This is a genomic window from Pseudomonas sp. NPDC087336 (genome assembly GCF_044744285.1).
Taxonomy (GTDB): Bacteria; Pseudomonadota; Gammaproteobacteria; order Pseudomonadales; family Pseudomonadaceae; genus Aquipseudomonas.
In genome coordinates, this window is record NZ_JBIUYA010000030.1 from 59,322 (window position 1) to 74,470 (window position 15,149).

Here is a 15,149-nt window from a genome sequence, read left to right on the forward strand (position 1 = left end):
GCTGGCTTGCCAGCGATGCAGGCGACTCGGTTTGGCTCTGAACCCGGTTGATCCCATCGCTGGCAAGCCAACTCCCACAGGGTCCTGTTCCACAAGGGATCGGCGTGTCGATCATTTCTCTAACCTGGATTATCCCGATGAGCTCTGTGGCGGTTTTCAGCAAAGCCTCACCGTTCGATGCGCTGCAACGCTGGCTACCCAAATTGGTACTGGCGCCGAGCATGCTGATCGTGTTGGTTGGCTTCTACGGTTACATCATCTGGACATTCATACTGTCCTTCACCAACTCCAGCTTCATGCCGAGCTACAAGTGGGTCGGCCTGCAGCAATACATGCGCCTGATGGACAACGACCGCTGGTGGGTCGCGAGCAAGAACCTGGCGCTGTTCGGCGGCATGTTCATCGGCATCAGCCTGGTGCTGGGCGTGTTTCTCGCCGTGCTGCTGGACCAGCGCATTCGCAAGGAGGGCTTCATCCGCACCATCTACCTGTACCCGATGGCGCTGTCGATGATCGTCACCGGTACCGCGTGGAAGTGGCTGCTCAACCCGGGCCTGGGCCTGGACAAGATGCTGCGTGACTGGGGCTGGGAAGGCTTTCGCCTGGACTGGCTGGTGGATCAGGATCGCGTGGTCTACTGTCTGGTGATCGCCGCCGTGTGGCAAGCCTCCGGGTTCGTGATGGCGATGTTCCTCGCCGGCCTGCGCGGTGTCGATCAGTCGATCATCCGTGCCGCGCAAGTCGACGGTGCGAGCTTGCCGACCATCTACTTGAAGATCGTACTGCCGAGCCTGCGCCCGGTGTTCTTCAGTGCCTTCATGATCCTGGCGCACATCGCGATCAAGAGCTTCGACCTGGTCGCGGCAATGACCGCGGGCGGTCCGGGTTACTCCTCCGACCTGCCGGCGATGTTCATGTATTCCTTCACCTTCAGCCGTGGCCAGATGGGCATCGGTTCGGCCAGCGCCATGCTGATGCTCGGCGCCGTGCTGACCATCCTCGTGCCGTACCTGTACTCCGAGCTGCGAGGTAAACGCCATGACTAATCAACTCGGAAAACCGGCGCTCAGCTTCAGCCGCATCGCCATCTATGCAACCTTGTTGCTGGCTGCCGCGGTGTACCTGATCCCGTTGATCGTGATGCTCCTGACCAGCTTCAAGACCCCGGAAGACATCCGCACCGGCAACCTCTTGAGCTGGCCGTCCGTGATCGACGGCATCGGCTGGATCAAGGCCTGGGACGTGGTCGGCGGCTACTTCTGGAACTCGGTGAAAATCACCGTGCCGGCGGTGCTGATCTCCACCTTTATCGGTGCCATGAACGGCTACGTGCTGTCGATGTGGCGCTTCCGTGGCTCGCAGCTGTTCTTCGGCCTGTTGTTGTTCGGTTGCTTCCTGCCGTTCCAGACCGTGCTGCTGCCGGCGTCGTTCACCCTCGGCAAGTTCGGCCTGGCCAACACCACCACGGGCCTTGTGCTGGTGCACGTGGTCTACGGCCTGGCGTTCACCACGCTGTTCTTCCGCAACTACTACGTGAGCATTCCGGATGCGCTGGTCAAGGCCGCACGGCTCGATGGCGCGGGCTTCTTCATGATCTTCTGGAAGATCCTGCTGCCGATGTCGATCCCGATCGTGATGGTCTGCCTGATCTGGCAGTTCACCCAGATCTGGAATGACTTCCTGTTCGGCGTGGTCTTCGCCAGTGGCGATGCCCAGCCAATTACCGTGGCCCTGAACAACCTGGTCAACACCAGCACCGGGGCCAAGGAATACAACGTTGATATGGCCGCCGCGATGATCGCCGGGCTGCCGACACTGCTGGTCTACATATTCGCTGGCAAGTATTTCCTGCGTGGGCTGACGTCCGGCGCGGTCAAGGGGTAGAACATGGCAACTCTCGAATTACGCAACGTCAACAAGACCTACGGCGCCGGTTTGCCGGACACCCTGAAGAACATCGAACTGAAGATCGATGACGGGGAATTCCTGATCCTGGTCGGCCCGTCCGGCTGCGGCAAATCCACTTTGATGAACTGCATCGCCGGCCTGGAAACCATCAGCGGCGGCGCGATCCTGGTGGACGACGCCGACATCAGCGGCATGAGCCCGAAGGATCGCGACATCGCCATGGTGTTCCAGTCCTACGCGCTGTACCCGACCATGAGCGTGCGCGACAACATCGCCTTCGGCCTGAAGATTCGCAAGATGCCGACCGCGGAAATCGACGAAGAAGTCGCTCGGGTGTCCAAGCTGCTGCAGATCGAGCACCTGCTCAGCCGCAAGCCGGGCCAACTCTCCGGTGGCCAGCAACAGCGCGTGGCCATGGGCCGTGCCCTGGCGCGGCGACCGAAGATTTATCTGTTCGACGAACCGCTGTCCAACCTCGACGCCAAGCTGCGGGTCGAGATGCGCACCGAAATGAAACTGATGCACCAACGCCTGAAAACCACCACGGTGTACGTGACCCACGACCAGATCGAAGCCATGACCTTGGGCGACAAGGTGGCGGTGATGAAGGACGGAATCATCCAGCAGTTCGGCACGCCGAAAGATATTTACAACAACCCGGCCAACCTGTTCGTGGCGAGCTTCATCGGTTCGCCGCCGATGAACTTCATCCCCCTGCGTTTGCAGCGCAAGGATGGTCGCCTGTTGGCGCTGCTCGACAGCGGCCAGGCCCGTTGCGAATTGCCGCTTGGCATGCAGGACGCCGGTCTGGAAGACCGCGAAGTGATCCTCGGCATGCGCCCGGAGCAGATCGTGCTGGGCAACGGTGAAGCCAACGGTTTGCCGACCATTCGCGCCGAAGTCCAGGTCACCGAACCGACCGGGCCGGACACCTTGGTTTTCGTCAATCTCAACGACACCAAGGTCTGCTGCCGCCTGGCGCCCGATGTTGCGCCAGCGGTGGGCGAGACCCTGACATTGCAATTCGATCCATCGAAAGTGCTGCTGTTCGATGCCAAGACCGGCGAACGCCTGGGGGTTGCCGGCCTGCCGAAAAGCGAATCGCACACGGCCAACGTCGCCCAATTCAAAGGCCGCTGAAATCATTGTAGGAGCCGGCTTGCCGGCGAAGGCGGTGTGCCCGATACACCGCGTCGCCTGGTTCGCTGGCAAGCCAGCTCCTACAGGGGGTAACCGTCGTAACCGCGTTAAACAAAAAAGTTAATAACAATAAGACGAGGAAGTAGGGATGAAGAAGAACAACAGCGCTCAGCTTATCTGCCAGTTATCGGCCGTTGCGGCCATGATGCTGGCCGCCAGCGTGCACGCGGCTGAAGCGTTTAGCGCCGATTCCGAATGGATGACCGGCGATTGGGGTGGCGAACGGACCCGGCTGATCGAGCAAGGCATCGACATCAAGATGGACTACGTCGGTGAAGTGGGCGGCAACCTTCACGGCGGGTTCAACGATGACAAGACTGCGCGCTACAGTGACCAGTTTGGCCTGGGCGCGGCGCTGGACCTGGAGAAGCTGTTTGGCTGGGACAACACCCAGGCCAAGATCCAGCTTACCAACCGTAACGGTGAAAACATCTCCAATGACCGTATCGGCGACCCGCGTGCCGGCACCTTGAGTTCCTCCCAGGAAGTCTACGGTCGTGGGCATATGGTTCGGCTGACCCAGTTGTGGATCAAGCATCAGTTCCTCGACAATAAACTCGACATCAAGGCCGGTTACTTCGGCGAAGGCGAAGACTTCAACAGCTTCCCTTGCGAGTTCCAGAACCTGGCGTTCTGCGGCTCCCAGGTGGGCAACTGGGCCACCAACATCTGGTACAACTGGCCGGTCAGCCAGGCCGCTATCCGCCTGAAGTGGAACATCTCGCCTGAGTTCTATGCGCAGATCGGCGCGTACAACCAGAACCCCTCGCAACTGGAGCACGGCAACGGCTTCAAGCTCAGCGGCAGTGGTACCGAAGGCACCGTCCTGCCGGTCGAACTGGTGTGGTTGCCAAACCCCGGCAACCTGCCGGGCGAATACCGTGTCGGTTACTACAAGAGCACGGCCAGCGCCGATGACGTTATCGAGGACGACAACGGCAATGATGCGGCCACCAGCGGCAACGCCTATCGCAGCCACAGCAGCAAGCACGGCTACTGGTTCGTTGCACAACAGCAACTCACCAGCCATAACGGTGACGCGACCCGCGGTCTGAACATTGCCGCCAACGCCACGTTCCACGACAAGGACACCAACATCGTCGACAACTACCAGTCGCTGATGTTTGTGTACAAAGGGCCGTTCGATGCCCGTCCCAAAGATGACCTGGGGATCGGTTTCGCCCGTATCCATGTCAACGATGACGTGAAGAAAAATGCCGAGCTGGTCAACGCCTCCAATGGCGTCAGCGACTACAACGATCCGCTGTTCTCGCCGCTGCGTGACACCGAATACAACTACGAGCTCAACTACGGTTTCCACGTGACCAACTGGCTGACCGTGCGTCCCAACCTGCAATACATCACTCACCCGGGTGGTGTGGATGAAGTCGATAACGCTTTGGTCGCCGGCCTGAAAATTCAGTCGGTGTTCTAACGCGACTGCGATAAGCTCCTCTCTATGTGCGCATTTTGCGGACGGCCATGGCTGTCCGCTTTTTTTTGCGGGCCGCGCACCCCGGTAACAGATGATTTTCAGGACCGTGGCACATGCTTGAGCATCCGCTACAACGCTTCTTCAAATCCTTGCGTGAACGGCCGGTGTTCGCATGGGAGCGCTATCAGAAGCGCGACGTGTTGGTGATCGATCATCCGCTGTGTCAGGCGGTGTTCAGTCGTCAGGGCGCGCAGTTGCTGCACTTTCAGCCCAAGGGTCAGAAACCCTGGCTGTGGTGCGCAGCGAAGTGGCCGCAGGTCGGGGCCATTCGCGGTGGCGTGCCGGTGTGCTGGCCGTGGTATGGCCGTCATCCGAGCGAAAACGCCTGGCCGTCCCATGGTTGGGCGCGTTTACTCGACTGGAAGTTGATCGACAGCAGTAGCGATGACGATGGCGTGCGCCTGCACTGGCGGCTTGAGCTGTGCGACTGGCAGGTGGACCTGTACGCGCATCTGGGCGAGCGCATGGAGTTGCGCCTGAGCACCGAGCATCAGGACGACATGCCGTGCCAATTGAGCCAGGCCTTGCACGCTTACTGGCGTATTGGCGATGTCAGTGAGATAGCGCTGTCTGGGCTCGAGGGCGCACAGGGTTATGACCAGTTGAGCCGGCAGATTTGCCAGCAGGAAGGCGAGTTGCGCGTCGATGGCGGTTGTCAGCGGGTGTTCCAGCATGACGGTGAACTGCAGCTCAACGATCACGCCTGGGAGAGGGCGTTGTGCATCGATACCGGCGACACGGCGGACACGGTGGTCTGGCATCCGGGGTCACGGCCGTTGCTGGGGGTGAGCTGGAATGAGATATCGGAATTCGTATGCGTAGAGGCAGCAAGCGGCGGCACCGACAGCTTGTGCCTGAAACCAGGGGAGCGGGCGCATTTGAGTTTGCAGGCGCGGGTGGGGTGATCGTTCCCACGCTCTGCGTGGGAATGCCTCAAGGGACGCTCCGCGTCCAGTGACGCGGAGCGTCACGGGCTGCATTCCCACGCAGAGCGTGGGAACGATCTCCATAGAGAACTAGTTGAACTCATCTCCAACCGGATACCGGCTGGCATTCAAGCTCTCCTTGATCTTGCGCAAATGCGGCTGGAAATCCACCCCACGGCGCAAAGTCATGCCGGTGGCGAGCACGTCCAGCACGGTCAGCTGGATGATCCGCGAGGTCATCGGCATGTAGATGTCGGTGTCTTCCGGCAGCGGAATGTTCAGACTCAAGGTACTGGCCTTGGCCAGGGGCGAGTTCTCGGCGGTCAGGCCCAGCACCGAAGCACCGTTCTCCCGGGCGATGCGTGCCACTTCCACCAGTTCGCGGGTGCGGCCGGTGTAGGAAATGATCACGAACAACTCGCCGGTATGGGCCACCGAGGCAATCATGCGCTGCATCAGTACATCGGCATGGGCGGTCACGGCCAGGTTGAAGCGGAAGAACTTGTGCTGCGCATCCAGCGCCACCGGGGCCGAGGCGCCGAGGCCGAAGAAGTGGATCTGCCGGGCCTGGATCAACAGGTCGACGGCGCGGCTGATCAGGTTCGGGTCCAGGGCCTGGCAAGCGCTGTCCAGGGAGGCGATGGCGCTGCCGAAGATTTTCTGCGTGTAGGCTTCAGGGTTGTCATCGGCTTCCACCGCACGGCTGACGTAGGCGGCGCCACTGGCCAGGCTCTGGGCCAGTTGCAGCTTGAGCTCGGGGTAACCGCTGACGCCGAATGAACGGCAGAAACGGTTGACCGTCGGCTCGCTGACCGAGGCGGCTTGGGCGAGGGCGGCGATGCTGAATCGGGTGGCCTGCTGTGGATTGAGCAGGATCACCTCGGCCACTTTGCGTTCGGCCTTGTTCAGCTCTTCAAGGCGATTCTGGATCTGCTCCAGTAAATTTCGCACGCGGTCCATATAAGTATCCTTTACACCTGCGCCAACAAGCGCGCGGCTAATGCAAAAAGGGCCTTTGATGAGGCCCGTAACGGTGGCCTATCCTACTGATGGCTCCGACCGACCACCACTCGGAATCTGTATTTTGCGAAAATGTTGTGGTTATTACTACATTTTCCCTTGAGTGATGCCTTGAAAAAAGGTATTTGTAGCTTAACTTGATAAAAGAACAAACATCATGCCTTCGATTACGGTTGAACCGTGCACCTTTGCCTTGTTCGGCGCTTTGGGCGATCTGGCCCTTCGCAAGCTGTTTCCTGCCCTCTATCAACTCGACGGCGCAGGCCTCTTGCACGAGGACACGCGGATCATCGCGCTGGCCCGTGAGCCTGGCAGCGAGCACGAGCATCTGGCGTTCATCACGTCCGAGCTGCGCCGCTACGTCGGTGCCAAAGAGCTGGACGAAGCCGTGGCCGAGCGTTTCCTCGCACGCCTGAGCTACTTGCACGTCGACTTCCTCAAGGCCGAAGACTACGTGGCCCTGGCGGAAGCGGCCGGCAGCGCGCAACGGGTCATCGCCTATTTCGCCACGCCGGCAGCGGTCTACGGCGCGATCTGCGAGAACCTGGCCAAGGTCGGCCTGGCAGAAAACACCCGCGTGGTGCTGGAAAAACCCATCGGTTCGGACCTGGAATCCTCGCGCAAGGTCAATGACGCCGTGGCACAGTTCTTCCCGGAGAACCGCACCTATCGCATCGACCACTATCTGGGCAAGGAAACCGTGCAGAACCTGATCGCCCTGCGCTTTGCCAACAGCCTGTTCGAAACCCAGTGGAACCAGAACTACATCTCCCACGTGGAAATCACCGTGGCCGAGAAGGTCGGCATCGAAGGCCGCTGGGGCTACTTCGACAAGGCCGGCCAGCTGCGCGACATGATCCAGAACCACCTGCTGCAACTGCTCTGCCTGATCGCCATGGACCCGCCGGCCGACCTGTCCGCCGACAGCATCCGCGACGAGAAAGTCAAAGTGCTCAAGGCACTGGCGCCGATCAGCCCGGAAGGCCTGACCACCCAGGTGGTGCGTGGCCAGTACATCGCCGGCTACAGCGAAGGCAAACCGGTACCCGGTTACCTGGAAGAACCCAATTCCAACACCCAGAGCGACACCGAGACCTTCGTCGCCCTGCGTGCCGATATCCGCAACTGGCGCTGGGCCGGCGTGCCGTTTTACCTGCGTACCGGCAAGCGCATGCCGCAGAAGCTGTCGCAGATCGTCATCCACTTCAAGGAACCGTCGCACTACATTTTCGCTCCCGAGCAGCGCCTGCAGATCAGCAACAAGCTGATTATCCGCCTGCAACCGGACGAAGGCATTTCCTTGCGCGTGATGACCAAGGAACAAGGCCTGGACAAGGGCATGCAGCTGCGCAGCGGCCCGTTGCAGCTGAATTTTTCCGACACCTGGCGCAGCGCACGGATTCCCGATGCCTACGAGCGGTTGTTGCTGGAAGTGATGCGCGGCAATCAGAACCTGTTTGTCCGTAAAGATGAAATCGAAGCCGCGTGGAAGTGGTGTGACCAGTTGATCGCCGGGTGGAAAAAATCCGGTGATGCGCCCAAGCCGTACGCGGCCGGGTCCTGGGGCCCCATGAGTTCCATTGCTCTGATCACGCGGGACGGGAGGTCGTGGTATGGCGATATCTGATTTGAAACTGCCCAAGGGCGTTCACGCACATGCGTTCAAGAGCCCGGTTTTGCTGGCTGAAAGCCTGGCCCTGAATGTGGCCAAACAGCTGAGCGATGCCATTGATACCCAAGGCACGGCGACCCTGGTGGTTTCCGGTGGCCGCAGCCCGGTGGCGTTCTTCCAGCACCTGGCCAAGCAGGCGCTGGACTGGTCGAACGTGGTGGTCAGCCTCGCCGACGAGCGTTGGGTGCCGGTCGAGCATGCCGACAGCAATGCCGGCCTGCTGAAAAAATACCTGTTGCAGGGGCCCGCGGCCAAGGCTCAGTTCCTGAGCTTGTACAGCGCCAGCGCCAACCTTGAGCTGGCTGCCGAGCACGCCGATCGTTTGCTTTCCGAACTGCCGGTGATCGACGTGCTGGTGCTGGGCATGGGGGATGACGGCCACACCGCATCACTATTCCCCGGCAGCCCGAATCTTGCCGAAGCGCTGCAGGCCGACGGTACCCGTCGCTGCTACCCGATGCTGGCGCCGACCGTGCCACACCAGCGCCTGACCATGAGCCGTGCGCTGCTGGCCTCGGCCAAGCACAAGATCCTGTCGATTTCCGGTCATTCCAAGCTGACCACCCTGAGTTTCGCGCTGGCCGGTGACGATGTCGCCGAAATGCCGGTGCGCGCCTTTCTGCAACCCACGTTAGAGATTTACTGGTGCCCATGAGCCAAGGAACAGCCGCTATGACAAACCCATCCCCGACCGTTTCCATGGCGGATAAAGTTGCCCTGATCGACAGCCTCTGCGCCAAGGCGCGGATCCTGCCGGTGATTACCATTGCCCGCGAACAGGACATCCTGCCGCTGGCCGACGCCCTGGCGGCCGGTGGCCTGACCGCCCTGGAAGTGACCTTGCGCTCGCAGTTCGGCCTCAAGGCGATCCAGGTCCTGCGTGAGCAACGCCCGGAGCTGGTGACCGGTGCTGGCACCGTGCTCGATCGCCACATGCTGGCCGCAGCCGAAGCCGCGGGTTCGCAGTTCATCGTCACGCCAGGCATTACCCGCGACCTGCTGGAAGCCAGCGTTGCCAGCCCGATTCCGTTGTTGCCAGGCATCAGCAACGCCTCGGGCATCATGGAAGGCTACGGCCTGGGCTATCGCCGCTTCAAACTGTTCCCGGCAGAAGTCAGCGGTGGCGTCGCGGCCATCAAAGCCCTGGGCGGCCCGTTCGGCGAAGTGAAATTCTGCCCGACCGGTGGCGTGGGACCTGCCAATATCAAGAGCTACATGGCGTTGAAAAACGTCATGTGCGTGGGCGGTAGCTGGATGCTTGATCCGGAGTGGATCAAGAACGGCGACTGGGCCCGCATTCAGGAATGTACCGCCGAGGCCTTGGCGCTGCTGGACTGATCAGCTTTACCTGACACGTAGTTGTGTGTTTCACGGCTTTACGGTGCGCTTGGTCGGTGCACCGTTTTTTTTGCCCCGAGAAAAGGTTGATGAACCGGCAGGTCAGCGCAGTTCTGTGAGAGCCGTGGTCAACAGCATCATGTCAGCCGCGGTGGTGGTCAGCCCCGGCGTGATGCGGATACACGGACCACAGGCCGCACCGCTGCGCACTACGGTGAACAGGTTGTAGTCGCGTAGCAAACGCTCGACCATCGGCTGCTGCTCGGCATGAGCGACAAAACGCATCGACGTGATGCCGCAATACAGCCTGGGGTCATCCGGCGTCATGACTTCGATCCCCGGTAGCTCGCGAGCCGGTCTTACCCACAGGTTGCGCAAGTAGTTGAGCCGCGCACCCTTGGCGGCGGAACCGCCCATCGCATGATGTTCCTCGATCACCAGCGGCAGGGTCAGCAAGGCTGGAATGTTCGGTGTGCTGTAGGGGGTGCGGGCGCGGATGTCGGTTACCGGGAAATGCATCTCGCCCATGTCCGGGTCGATGTCGGCCAGGCGCCCGGGGGCGATGTAGATGAAACCCAGGGTCAGCGGCGCACCGATCCACTTGTGCAGGTTGTAGGCGGCGAAGTCGATACCCAGCTCATTGAGGTCGAATTCGAACTGGCCCAGTGCATGGGCGCCGTCGAGGATCACGTCGATGCCATGTTCCCTGGCGGCGGCTGCAATTGCCTGGACCGGCATCACCAGGCCGGTGCGGTGGGTGACGTGGGTCAGGGCCATCAGCTTGAGTCGCGGGTAGCGCGTGAAGGCGTCGCGGTAGGCGCTCAGCAGGCTGTCGAAACTGGCGGGATGCGGGTGTTCGATCTCGATCACTTCGACGCCGCGGTTGCGCGCCAGCCAGCGCAAGGCGCCCTTGACCGTGTCGTACTCCAGGTCGCTGAACAGCACCTGGTCGCCTGGCTGCAAGCGGTTGTAGTTGCGGATCAACGATTGCAGCCCATCCGTCGCGTTGCGGGTGAGGGCGACGCTCTCTGCGGCAACGCCAATCAAACCGGCCACCTGCGAGCTGATCTTTTGGCTCTCGCCCTGTTCGAAACGCTGGCGCACATACACCGAGTTGCTGCGGTTGATCAACTCGATGTTGCGTTGGTATTCCTCGACCACCGTGCGCGACATACGCCCGAAGTAACCGTTTTCCAGGTTGATCGGGCCGGGTTGGACATCGTAGCGGTCGGCAAAGGTTCGCCAGAAAGCTTCATCACGGGCGCGGCGGGTGTTATCGGGCATGGGTTACTCGATGAGTGGGGGATTTCAATGACGGGGAGCGGGTTTGCCATGTTTGGCGCGCAAGGGTTCGAGCAACTCGGACAAGCCGTTGTGATCGATTTCCTGCATCAGGGCCAGCAAGCCACCCAGTTCGCCGTGGGGGAAACCTTCGCGGGCGAACCAGTTGAGGTAAGGGCCGGGCAGGTCGGCGATGATTCGGCCCTTGTATTTGCCGAAGGGCATTTGACGAGTAATCAGCAGTTCGAGCTTTTCGGGGTTCATCAATCTGTCGCCTTGAATCATTCAGTCTGGAAAATACAGGCATTCTGCATGCAGGCCAAATGACAGTTCATGCAAATAAAACGGATACGAATTCCTTGGTTGATCTTAAGTTGTTGAAAAATAACAAATTACTGATCAGCTTCGAGCTGGCATGACGAGTGCAATACCTATTGCATCTTTCATCAACCCGCAAGGAATTGAAAAATGACCGACATGAATAAAGAAGCGATTTCTGTACTCAACGACCTGATTGAAACCAGCAAGGACGGTCAGGAAGGGTTCAAGACTTGCGCTGAAGACATCAAGCACCCTGAACTCAAAACCCTGTTCGTGCAACGCTCGGCCGATTGCGCCGCGGCGGCGGCAGAACTGCAGAGCGCCGTGCGTTCCCTGGGTGGCGATCCGGAAACCTCCACCAGTGTCAGCGGTGATTTGCACCGGCGCTGGGTCGATGTGAAGGCGATGTTCACCGGCAAGGACGAAGAGGCGGTGCTCAATGAAGCCGAGCGTGGTGAAGACCATGCGCTGAAGGCCTACCGGGACGCCATGGAAAAAATCAACAAGCACAACCTGGTGGGCATTCGTGACATCGTTGAGCGCCAGTACCACGGCGTACAACGCAATCACGACCAGGTAAAAGCCCTGCGTAACCAGGCTCGCGCACGCTCGTAAGCGTTCGTTAGCTGTCAAAAACGCCAGCCAGCCTGGCGTTTTTTTGTGTTATGGATTTACTGCTGGACGGGATATAGATAGCTAGCTAATAATTTGTTTTTTCAAGTTACACGGCCCAGGCCGACTATCGTTAAATCGTCCTCCCAAGAGTCCATTCCGTGCCTATCACTTTGCAGGCCCTGTTCCTGCCTGACCGCCGCGCCGTGCAATTCGCGATCAAGACCTTGATCGGCGGGGGCATTGCGCTGTGGCTTGCGTTGCGCTGGGGCCTGGAGCAACCGGCCTGGGCGTTGATGACGGCCTTCATCGTGGCCCAGCCGTTGTCGGGGATGGTCCTGCAAAAAGGCTTGGCGCGGCTGCTGGGGACATTGGTCGGGACCATCATGTCGGTGGTGTTCATGGGCGTCTTCGCCCAGACGCCCTGGCTGTTCCTGTTGGCGCTGGCGTTGTGGCTAGGGCTGTGTACCGCCAGCTCAACGTTGTTGCGCAGCGCCTGGTCCTATTCATTTGTGCTCGCCGGCTACACGGTGGCGATCATTGCCTTGCCCGCCATCAATCATCCGCTGACGGTGTTCGACCAGGCAGTGGCGCGTTGCACGGAAATCTGCCTGGGGATTATCTGCGCCACGGCCAGCAGTGCCTTGCTCTGGCCGCTGCGGGTCGAGCGGCAATTGGCGGATCAGGCCCGCGCTGCCTGGCAAAGCGGCATCTATGCGGCGCAGGCGACCCTGGCCGGTGATTCTCAGGCGCGCAAGGGGCTGCTGGAGATTCTCGGAAGAATCGTCGCGGTGGACGCCCAGCGCGAACACGCCTGGTTCGAAGGCAGCCGCGGCCGCCAACGCGCGCGGGCCATCAGTGGCCTGAGTCAGAAACTGTTGATGCTGTTGCGTATTGCCCGTTCGGTGCGCAGGCAGTGGAAGCAGTTGGCGCCGCAAGAATCCGAGCAGTTGTTGCCCTGGATGAACCAGGTTCAGGAGGCGCTGACCAGTGCCGATGCCGCGACCCTGCAAGCCTTGCGCCCGCGTTTGCTCGATGCTTCCCATGATCAGGGCATCAGTTCTGCGCAGAGTTACTGCCTGGTCCGTTTCACCTTGTTGATGGATACCGCCCTGGCGGCAAACGCGGCGTTGAAAGCGGTGGAGCAGGGCGGTGAAACACTCGATCCGCCGAGAACCCTGACACCGCACCGCGATCTGTCCCTGGCACTGGTGTTTGGCGCCCGCAGCGCACTGGCCTTCCTGGTGGTGTCGTGCTTTTGGCTGGCAACCGCCTGGCCCGCTGCCGCCGGTGCGCTGGTGTTGACCTGCGTGGTATGCAGCCTGTTTGCCAGTCGTGAGAACGGTGCGCAGATTGGCATGAGTTTTATGCGGGGTATTTTTCTGGCCATTCCGGCGGCGTTTATCGTCGGGCAAATTCTACTGCCGCAATGGAGCAGTTTCGCGATGCTCTGCCTGGCCATGGGGGTACCGCTGTTTTTCGGCGCACTGGGCATGGCAAGGCGCAGATCGGCGCTACGGCCACCTCGTTTTGCCTGCATTTCATCGTGTTGGTCGCACCGTTGAACCAGATGCAGTTCGACGTCGCGACGTTCTTCAACAGCGCGCAGGCCATGGTGATCGGTGTCGGTGCGGCCGTGCTGGCGTTCCATTTGCTGATCCTGCGCGACCCGGCCTGGCATGGTCGACGCCTGCTGGCGGCTACCCTGGACGATTTGGTGCGCCTGACCCGGCGCAACCTGGCCGGCGCCGAAAGCTGGTTCGGCGGGCGCATGGCCGACCGCTTGCTGCAACTGGCTCGGCATTATCCGGAACTGCCGGAACCGGCGCGCAGTCGTTGGGACGACGGCTTGCTCGGCCTGGACATCGGCGATGAGTTGCTACATCTGCGCTTGAGCCTGGCAGTGGCGCAGGTACCGGTCACGGAGCCGCAACGGCGTTACCTCGATGATCTGGAAAAGATCCTGCGCCAAGGCCCCGCTGGCAGTCGCGCCGAGGCATTGGCCGAGCCGAGCGCAGCGTTGCTGCAAACTTTGTACGCCTTGCCCCCCGGCGATGCGGTGAAACTGGCCCAGGGTGCGGTGCTGCAATTGCAAAACAGCTGGCGCGCCTGGTGCCGCCAGCAGGAGGAAGTCGATGGGCTTGCGTGAGTGGTCGGTGGGCGGCGTGCTGCTCAGCCCGTTCCTGATTTATGTGGTGCTGGCACTTCTGGTGACCGGCGCCTTGCGCCTGTTGTTGCGCCTGACGCCGGTGAGCCGCTGGATCTGGCATGAAGCGTTATTCGATTGCGCCTTGTACGTCTGCGTATTGACCGCGATCACCGTCGTCCTCGGACCTTTGTAAGGAGTTGAATATGCGTACCTCCGTACGTGTCGCAGTCACCCTGTGCCTGGTGGCGGTGGCGATTTTTGCAGGTGGGCATTTGTGGCAGTACTACATGCTGACCCCCTGGACCCGCGACGCGCGCATCCGTGCCGACGTGGTGGTGATTTCCCCGGATGTGTCAGGCTGGGTGCGCGAGCTCAAGGCCTACGACAACCAGCAGGTCAAGGCCGGCGACCTGTTGCTGAGCATCGACCGCGACCGTTTCGAAGCCGCGCTGGAAAAGGCCCAGGCCGTGGTGCAGACCCGCCAGCAGCAACTCAATCTACGCGAACGCGAAGCCAGCCGACGCGCCAGTCTCGGGCCGCAGGCGATCAGTGCGGAACTGCGGGAAAACGCGCAGATCAACGCCGGCATCGCCCGTGGCGAGCTGCGCGAAGCCCAGGCCGAAGTCAAGGCCGCGCAAATCAATCTGGACCGCAGCCAGGTCCATGCACCGCGCAACGGCCACATCACCAACCTGCGCCTGGCCCAGGGCAACTATGTGAACGCCGGGCAATCGGTGATGGCCCTTATCGATGACTCGACCTTTTATGTGCAGGCGTATTTCGAAGAAACCAAACTGCCGCGCATTCGTGTCGGCGATCCGGTGAAAGTCTGGTTGATGAGCGCCGGAGATGCCTTGCAAGGGCGGGTGGAAAGCATCAGTCGCGGCATTACCGACCGCAATACCACGCCGGATGGCCAGTTGTTGGCGGAAGTCGAGCCGACGTTCAACTGGGTTCGGTTGGCGCAACGGATACCGGTGCGGATCAAACTCGACCATGTGCCTGAAGGGCTCAACTTGAGTGCGGGGATGACGGCGAGCGTGCAGGTGCAGGAGGGTTCACAGTGATCGTTCCCACGCTCCGCGTGGGAATGCAGCCCGGGACGCTCCGCGTCCCTTCAAAGCCGAACGCGGAGCGTCCGTTGAGGCATTCCCACGCAGAGCGTCACTAGTGTCCGGTAAACATGTTTCATAGCTGAAGGCTGCCTTGGGCAGCCTTCAGCTTTTC

At 60.8% G+C, this 15,149-nt stretch carries 14 protein-coding genes and 1 pseudogene; 12 read left to right on the top strand and 3 right to left on the bottom strand.

What is annotated here, in order from left to right:
* Nucleotides 1-137: 137 nt before the first annotated feature.
* The 5 genes from ACIO0C_RS25010 to ACIO0C_RS25030 all read left to right on the top strand — a co-directional run bounded on the left by ACIO0C_RS25010 (nt 138) and on the right by ACIO0C_RS25030 (nt 5,508).
* Nucleotides 138-1,046 (top strand): carbohydrate ABC transporter permease, encoded by a 909-nt coding sequence (locus ACIO0C_RS25010; RefSeq protein WP_008056768.1) that lies wholly within the window; start codon nt 138-140, stop codon nt 1,044-1,046.
* Nucleotides 1,039-1,884, top strand: coding sequence for a carbohydrate ABC transporter permease (locus ACIO0C_RS25015; RefSeq protein WP_401316017.1), 846 nt, complete (start codon nt 1,039-1,041; stop codon nt 1,882-1,884). Before ACIO0C_RS25010 ends, ACIO0C_RS25015 begins: the two co-directional genes overlap by 8 nt.
* Before the next feature lie 3 nt (nt 1,885-1,887).
* A complete protein-coding gene (locus tag ACIO0C_RS25020) occupies nt 1,888-3,048 on the top strand; it encodes an ABC transporter ATP-binding protein (protein WP_401316020.1) in 1,161 nt (386 codons plus the stop codon).
* 148 nt (nt 3,049-3,196) lie between these two features.
* Nucleotides 3,197-4,543 carry a carbohydrate porin gene (locus tag ACIO0C_RS25025; RefSeq protein ID WP_401316022.1) on the top strand — a complete coding sequence of 449 codons (1,347 nt, stop codon included), beginning with the start codon at nt 3,197-3,199 and terminating at the stop codon, nt 4,541-4,543.
* 113 nt (nt 4,544-4,656) lie between these two features.
* Nucleotides 4,657-5,508, top strand: coding sequence for a D-hexose-6-phosphate mutarotase (locus ACIO0C_RS25030; protein WP_401316024.1), 852 nt, complete (start codon nt 4,657-4,659; stop codon nt 5,506-5,508).
* Nucleotides 5,509-5,619: 111 nt separating this feature from the next.
* Here the strand turns inward: ACIO0C_RS25030 and ACIO0C_RS25035 are convergent, their stop codons facing one another.
* Nucleotides 5,620-6,480 (bottom strand): MurR/RpiR family transcriptional regulator, encoded by an 861-nt coding sequence (locus ACIO0C_RS25035; protein ID WP_170948639.1) that lies wholly within the window; start codon nt 6,478-6,480, stop codon nt 5,620-5,622.
* A gap of 226 nt (nt 6,481-6,706) precedes the next feature.
* Here ACIO0C_RS25035 and zwf point away from each other — a divergent pair, with 226 nt between their 5' ends.
* Genes zwf through ACIO0C_RS25050 form a run of 3 tightly spaced genes read left to right on the top strand, consistent with a single transcriptional unit; the run spans nt 6,707 to nt 9,559 of the window.
* The gene (zwf, locus tag ACIO0C_RS25040) at nt 6,707-8,176 is read left to right on the top strand and encodes a glucose-6-phosphate dehydrogenase (RefSeq protein WP_401316027.1); all 1,470 of its coding nucleotides are present in this window, start codon (nt 6,707-6,709) and stop codon (nt 8,174-8,176) included.
* Nucleotides 8,163-8,876 (top strand): 6-phosphogluconolactonase, encoded by a 714-nt coding sequence (gene pgl / locus ACIO0C_RS25045; protein WP_401316029.1) that lies wholly within the window; start codon nt 8,163-8,165, stop codon nt 8,874-8,876. The genes zwf and pgl overlap by 14 nt, the downstream gene beginning before the upstream one ends.
* Nucleotides 8,877-8,893: 17 nt before the next feature.
* Nucleotides 8,894-9,559: a bifunctional 4-hydroxy-2-oxoglutarate aldolase/2-dehydro-3-deoxy-phosphogluconate aldolase gene (locus tag ACIO0C_RS25050; RefSeq protein WP_020797030.1), complete on the top strand. Its 666-nt coding sequence runs from the start codon at nt 8,894-8,896 to the stop codon at nt 9,557-9,559.
* 102 nt (nt 9,560-9,661) lie between these two features.
* Here the strand turns inward: ACIO0C_RS25050 and ACIO0C_RS25055 are convergent, their stop codons facing one another.
* Together ACIO0C_RS25055 and ACIO0C_RS25060 are read right to left on the bottom strand one after the other, a co-directional pair.
* A complete protein-coding gene (locus ACIO0C_RS25055; protein WP_401316033.1) occupies nt 9,662-10,843 on the bottom strand; it encodes an aminotransferase class V-fold PLP-dependent enzyme in 1,182 nt (393 codons plus the stop codon).
* A 24-nt stretch (nt 10,844-10,867) separates the two neighbouring features.
* On the bottom strand, nt 10,868-11,104 hold the full coding sequence (locus ACIO0C_RS25060; RefSeq protein ID WP_008056784.1) for a DUF3820 family protein: 237 nt from the start codon (nt 11,102-11,104) through the stop codon (nt 10,868-10,870).
* Nucleotides 11,105-11,308: 204 nt separating this feature from the next.
* Between ACIO0C_RS25060 and ACIO0C_RS25065 the strand changes: the two genes are divergently transcribed.
* The 4 genes and pseudogenes from ACIO0C_RS25065 (at nt 11,309) to ACIO0C_RS25080 (ending at nt 14,989) form a co-directional block, all read left to right on the top strand.
* The gene (locus ACIO0C_RS25065; protein WP_401316036.1) at nt 11,309-11,776 is read left to right on the top strand and encodes a PA2169 family four-helix-bundle protein; all 468 of its coding nucleotides are present in this window, start codon (nt 11,309-11,311) and stop codon (nt 11,774-11,776) included.
* 158 nt (nt 11,777-11,934) lie between these two features.
* Nucleotides 11,935-13,922, top strand: a pseudogene (locus ACIO0C_RS25070) (FUSC family protein).
* Nucleotides 13,909-14,115: a DUF1656 domain-containing protein gene (locus ACIO0C_RS25075; protein WP_401316039.1), complete on the top strand. Its 207-nt coding sequence runs from the start codon at nt 13,909-13,911 to the stop codon at nt 14,113-14,115. The pseudogene ACIO0C_RS25070 and the gene ACIO0C_RS25075 overlap by 14 nt, the downstream one beginning before the upstream one ends.
* 10 nt (nt 14,116-14,125) lie before the next feature.
* Nucleotides 14,126-14,989 carry an efflux RND transporter periplasmic adaptor subunit gene (locus tag ACIO0C_RS25080; RefSeq protein ID WP_401316041.1) on the top strand — a complete coding sequence of 288 codons (864 nt, stop codon included), beginning with the start codon at nt 14,126-14,128 and terminating at the stop codon, nt 14,987-14,989.
* Nucleotides 14,990-15,149 lie beyond the last annotated feature (160 nt).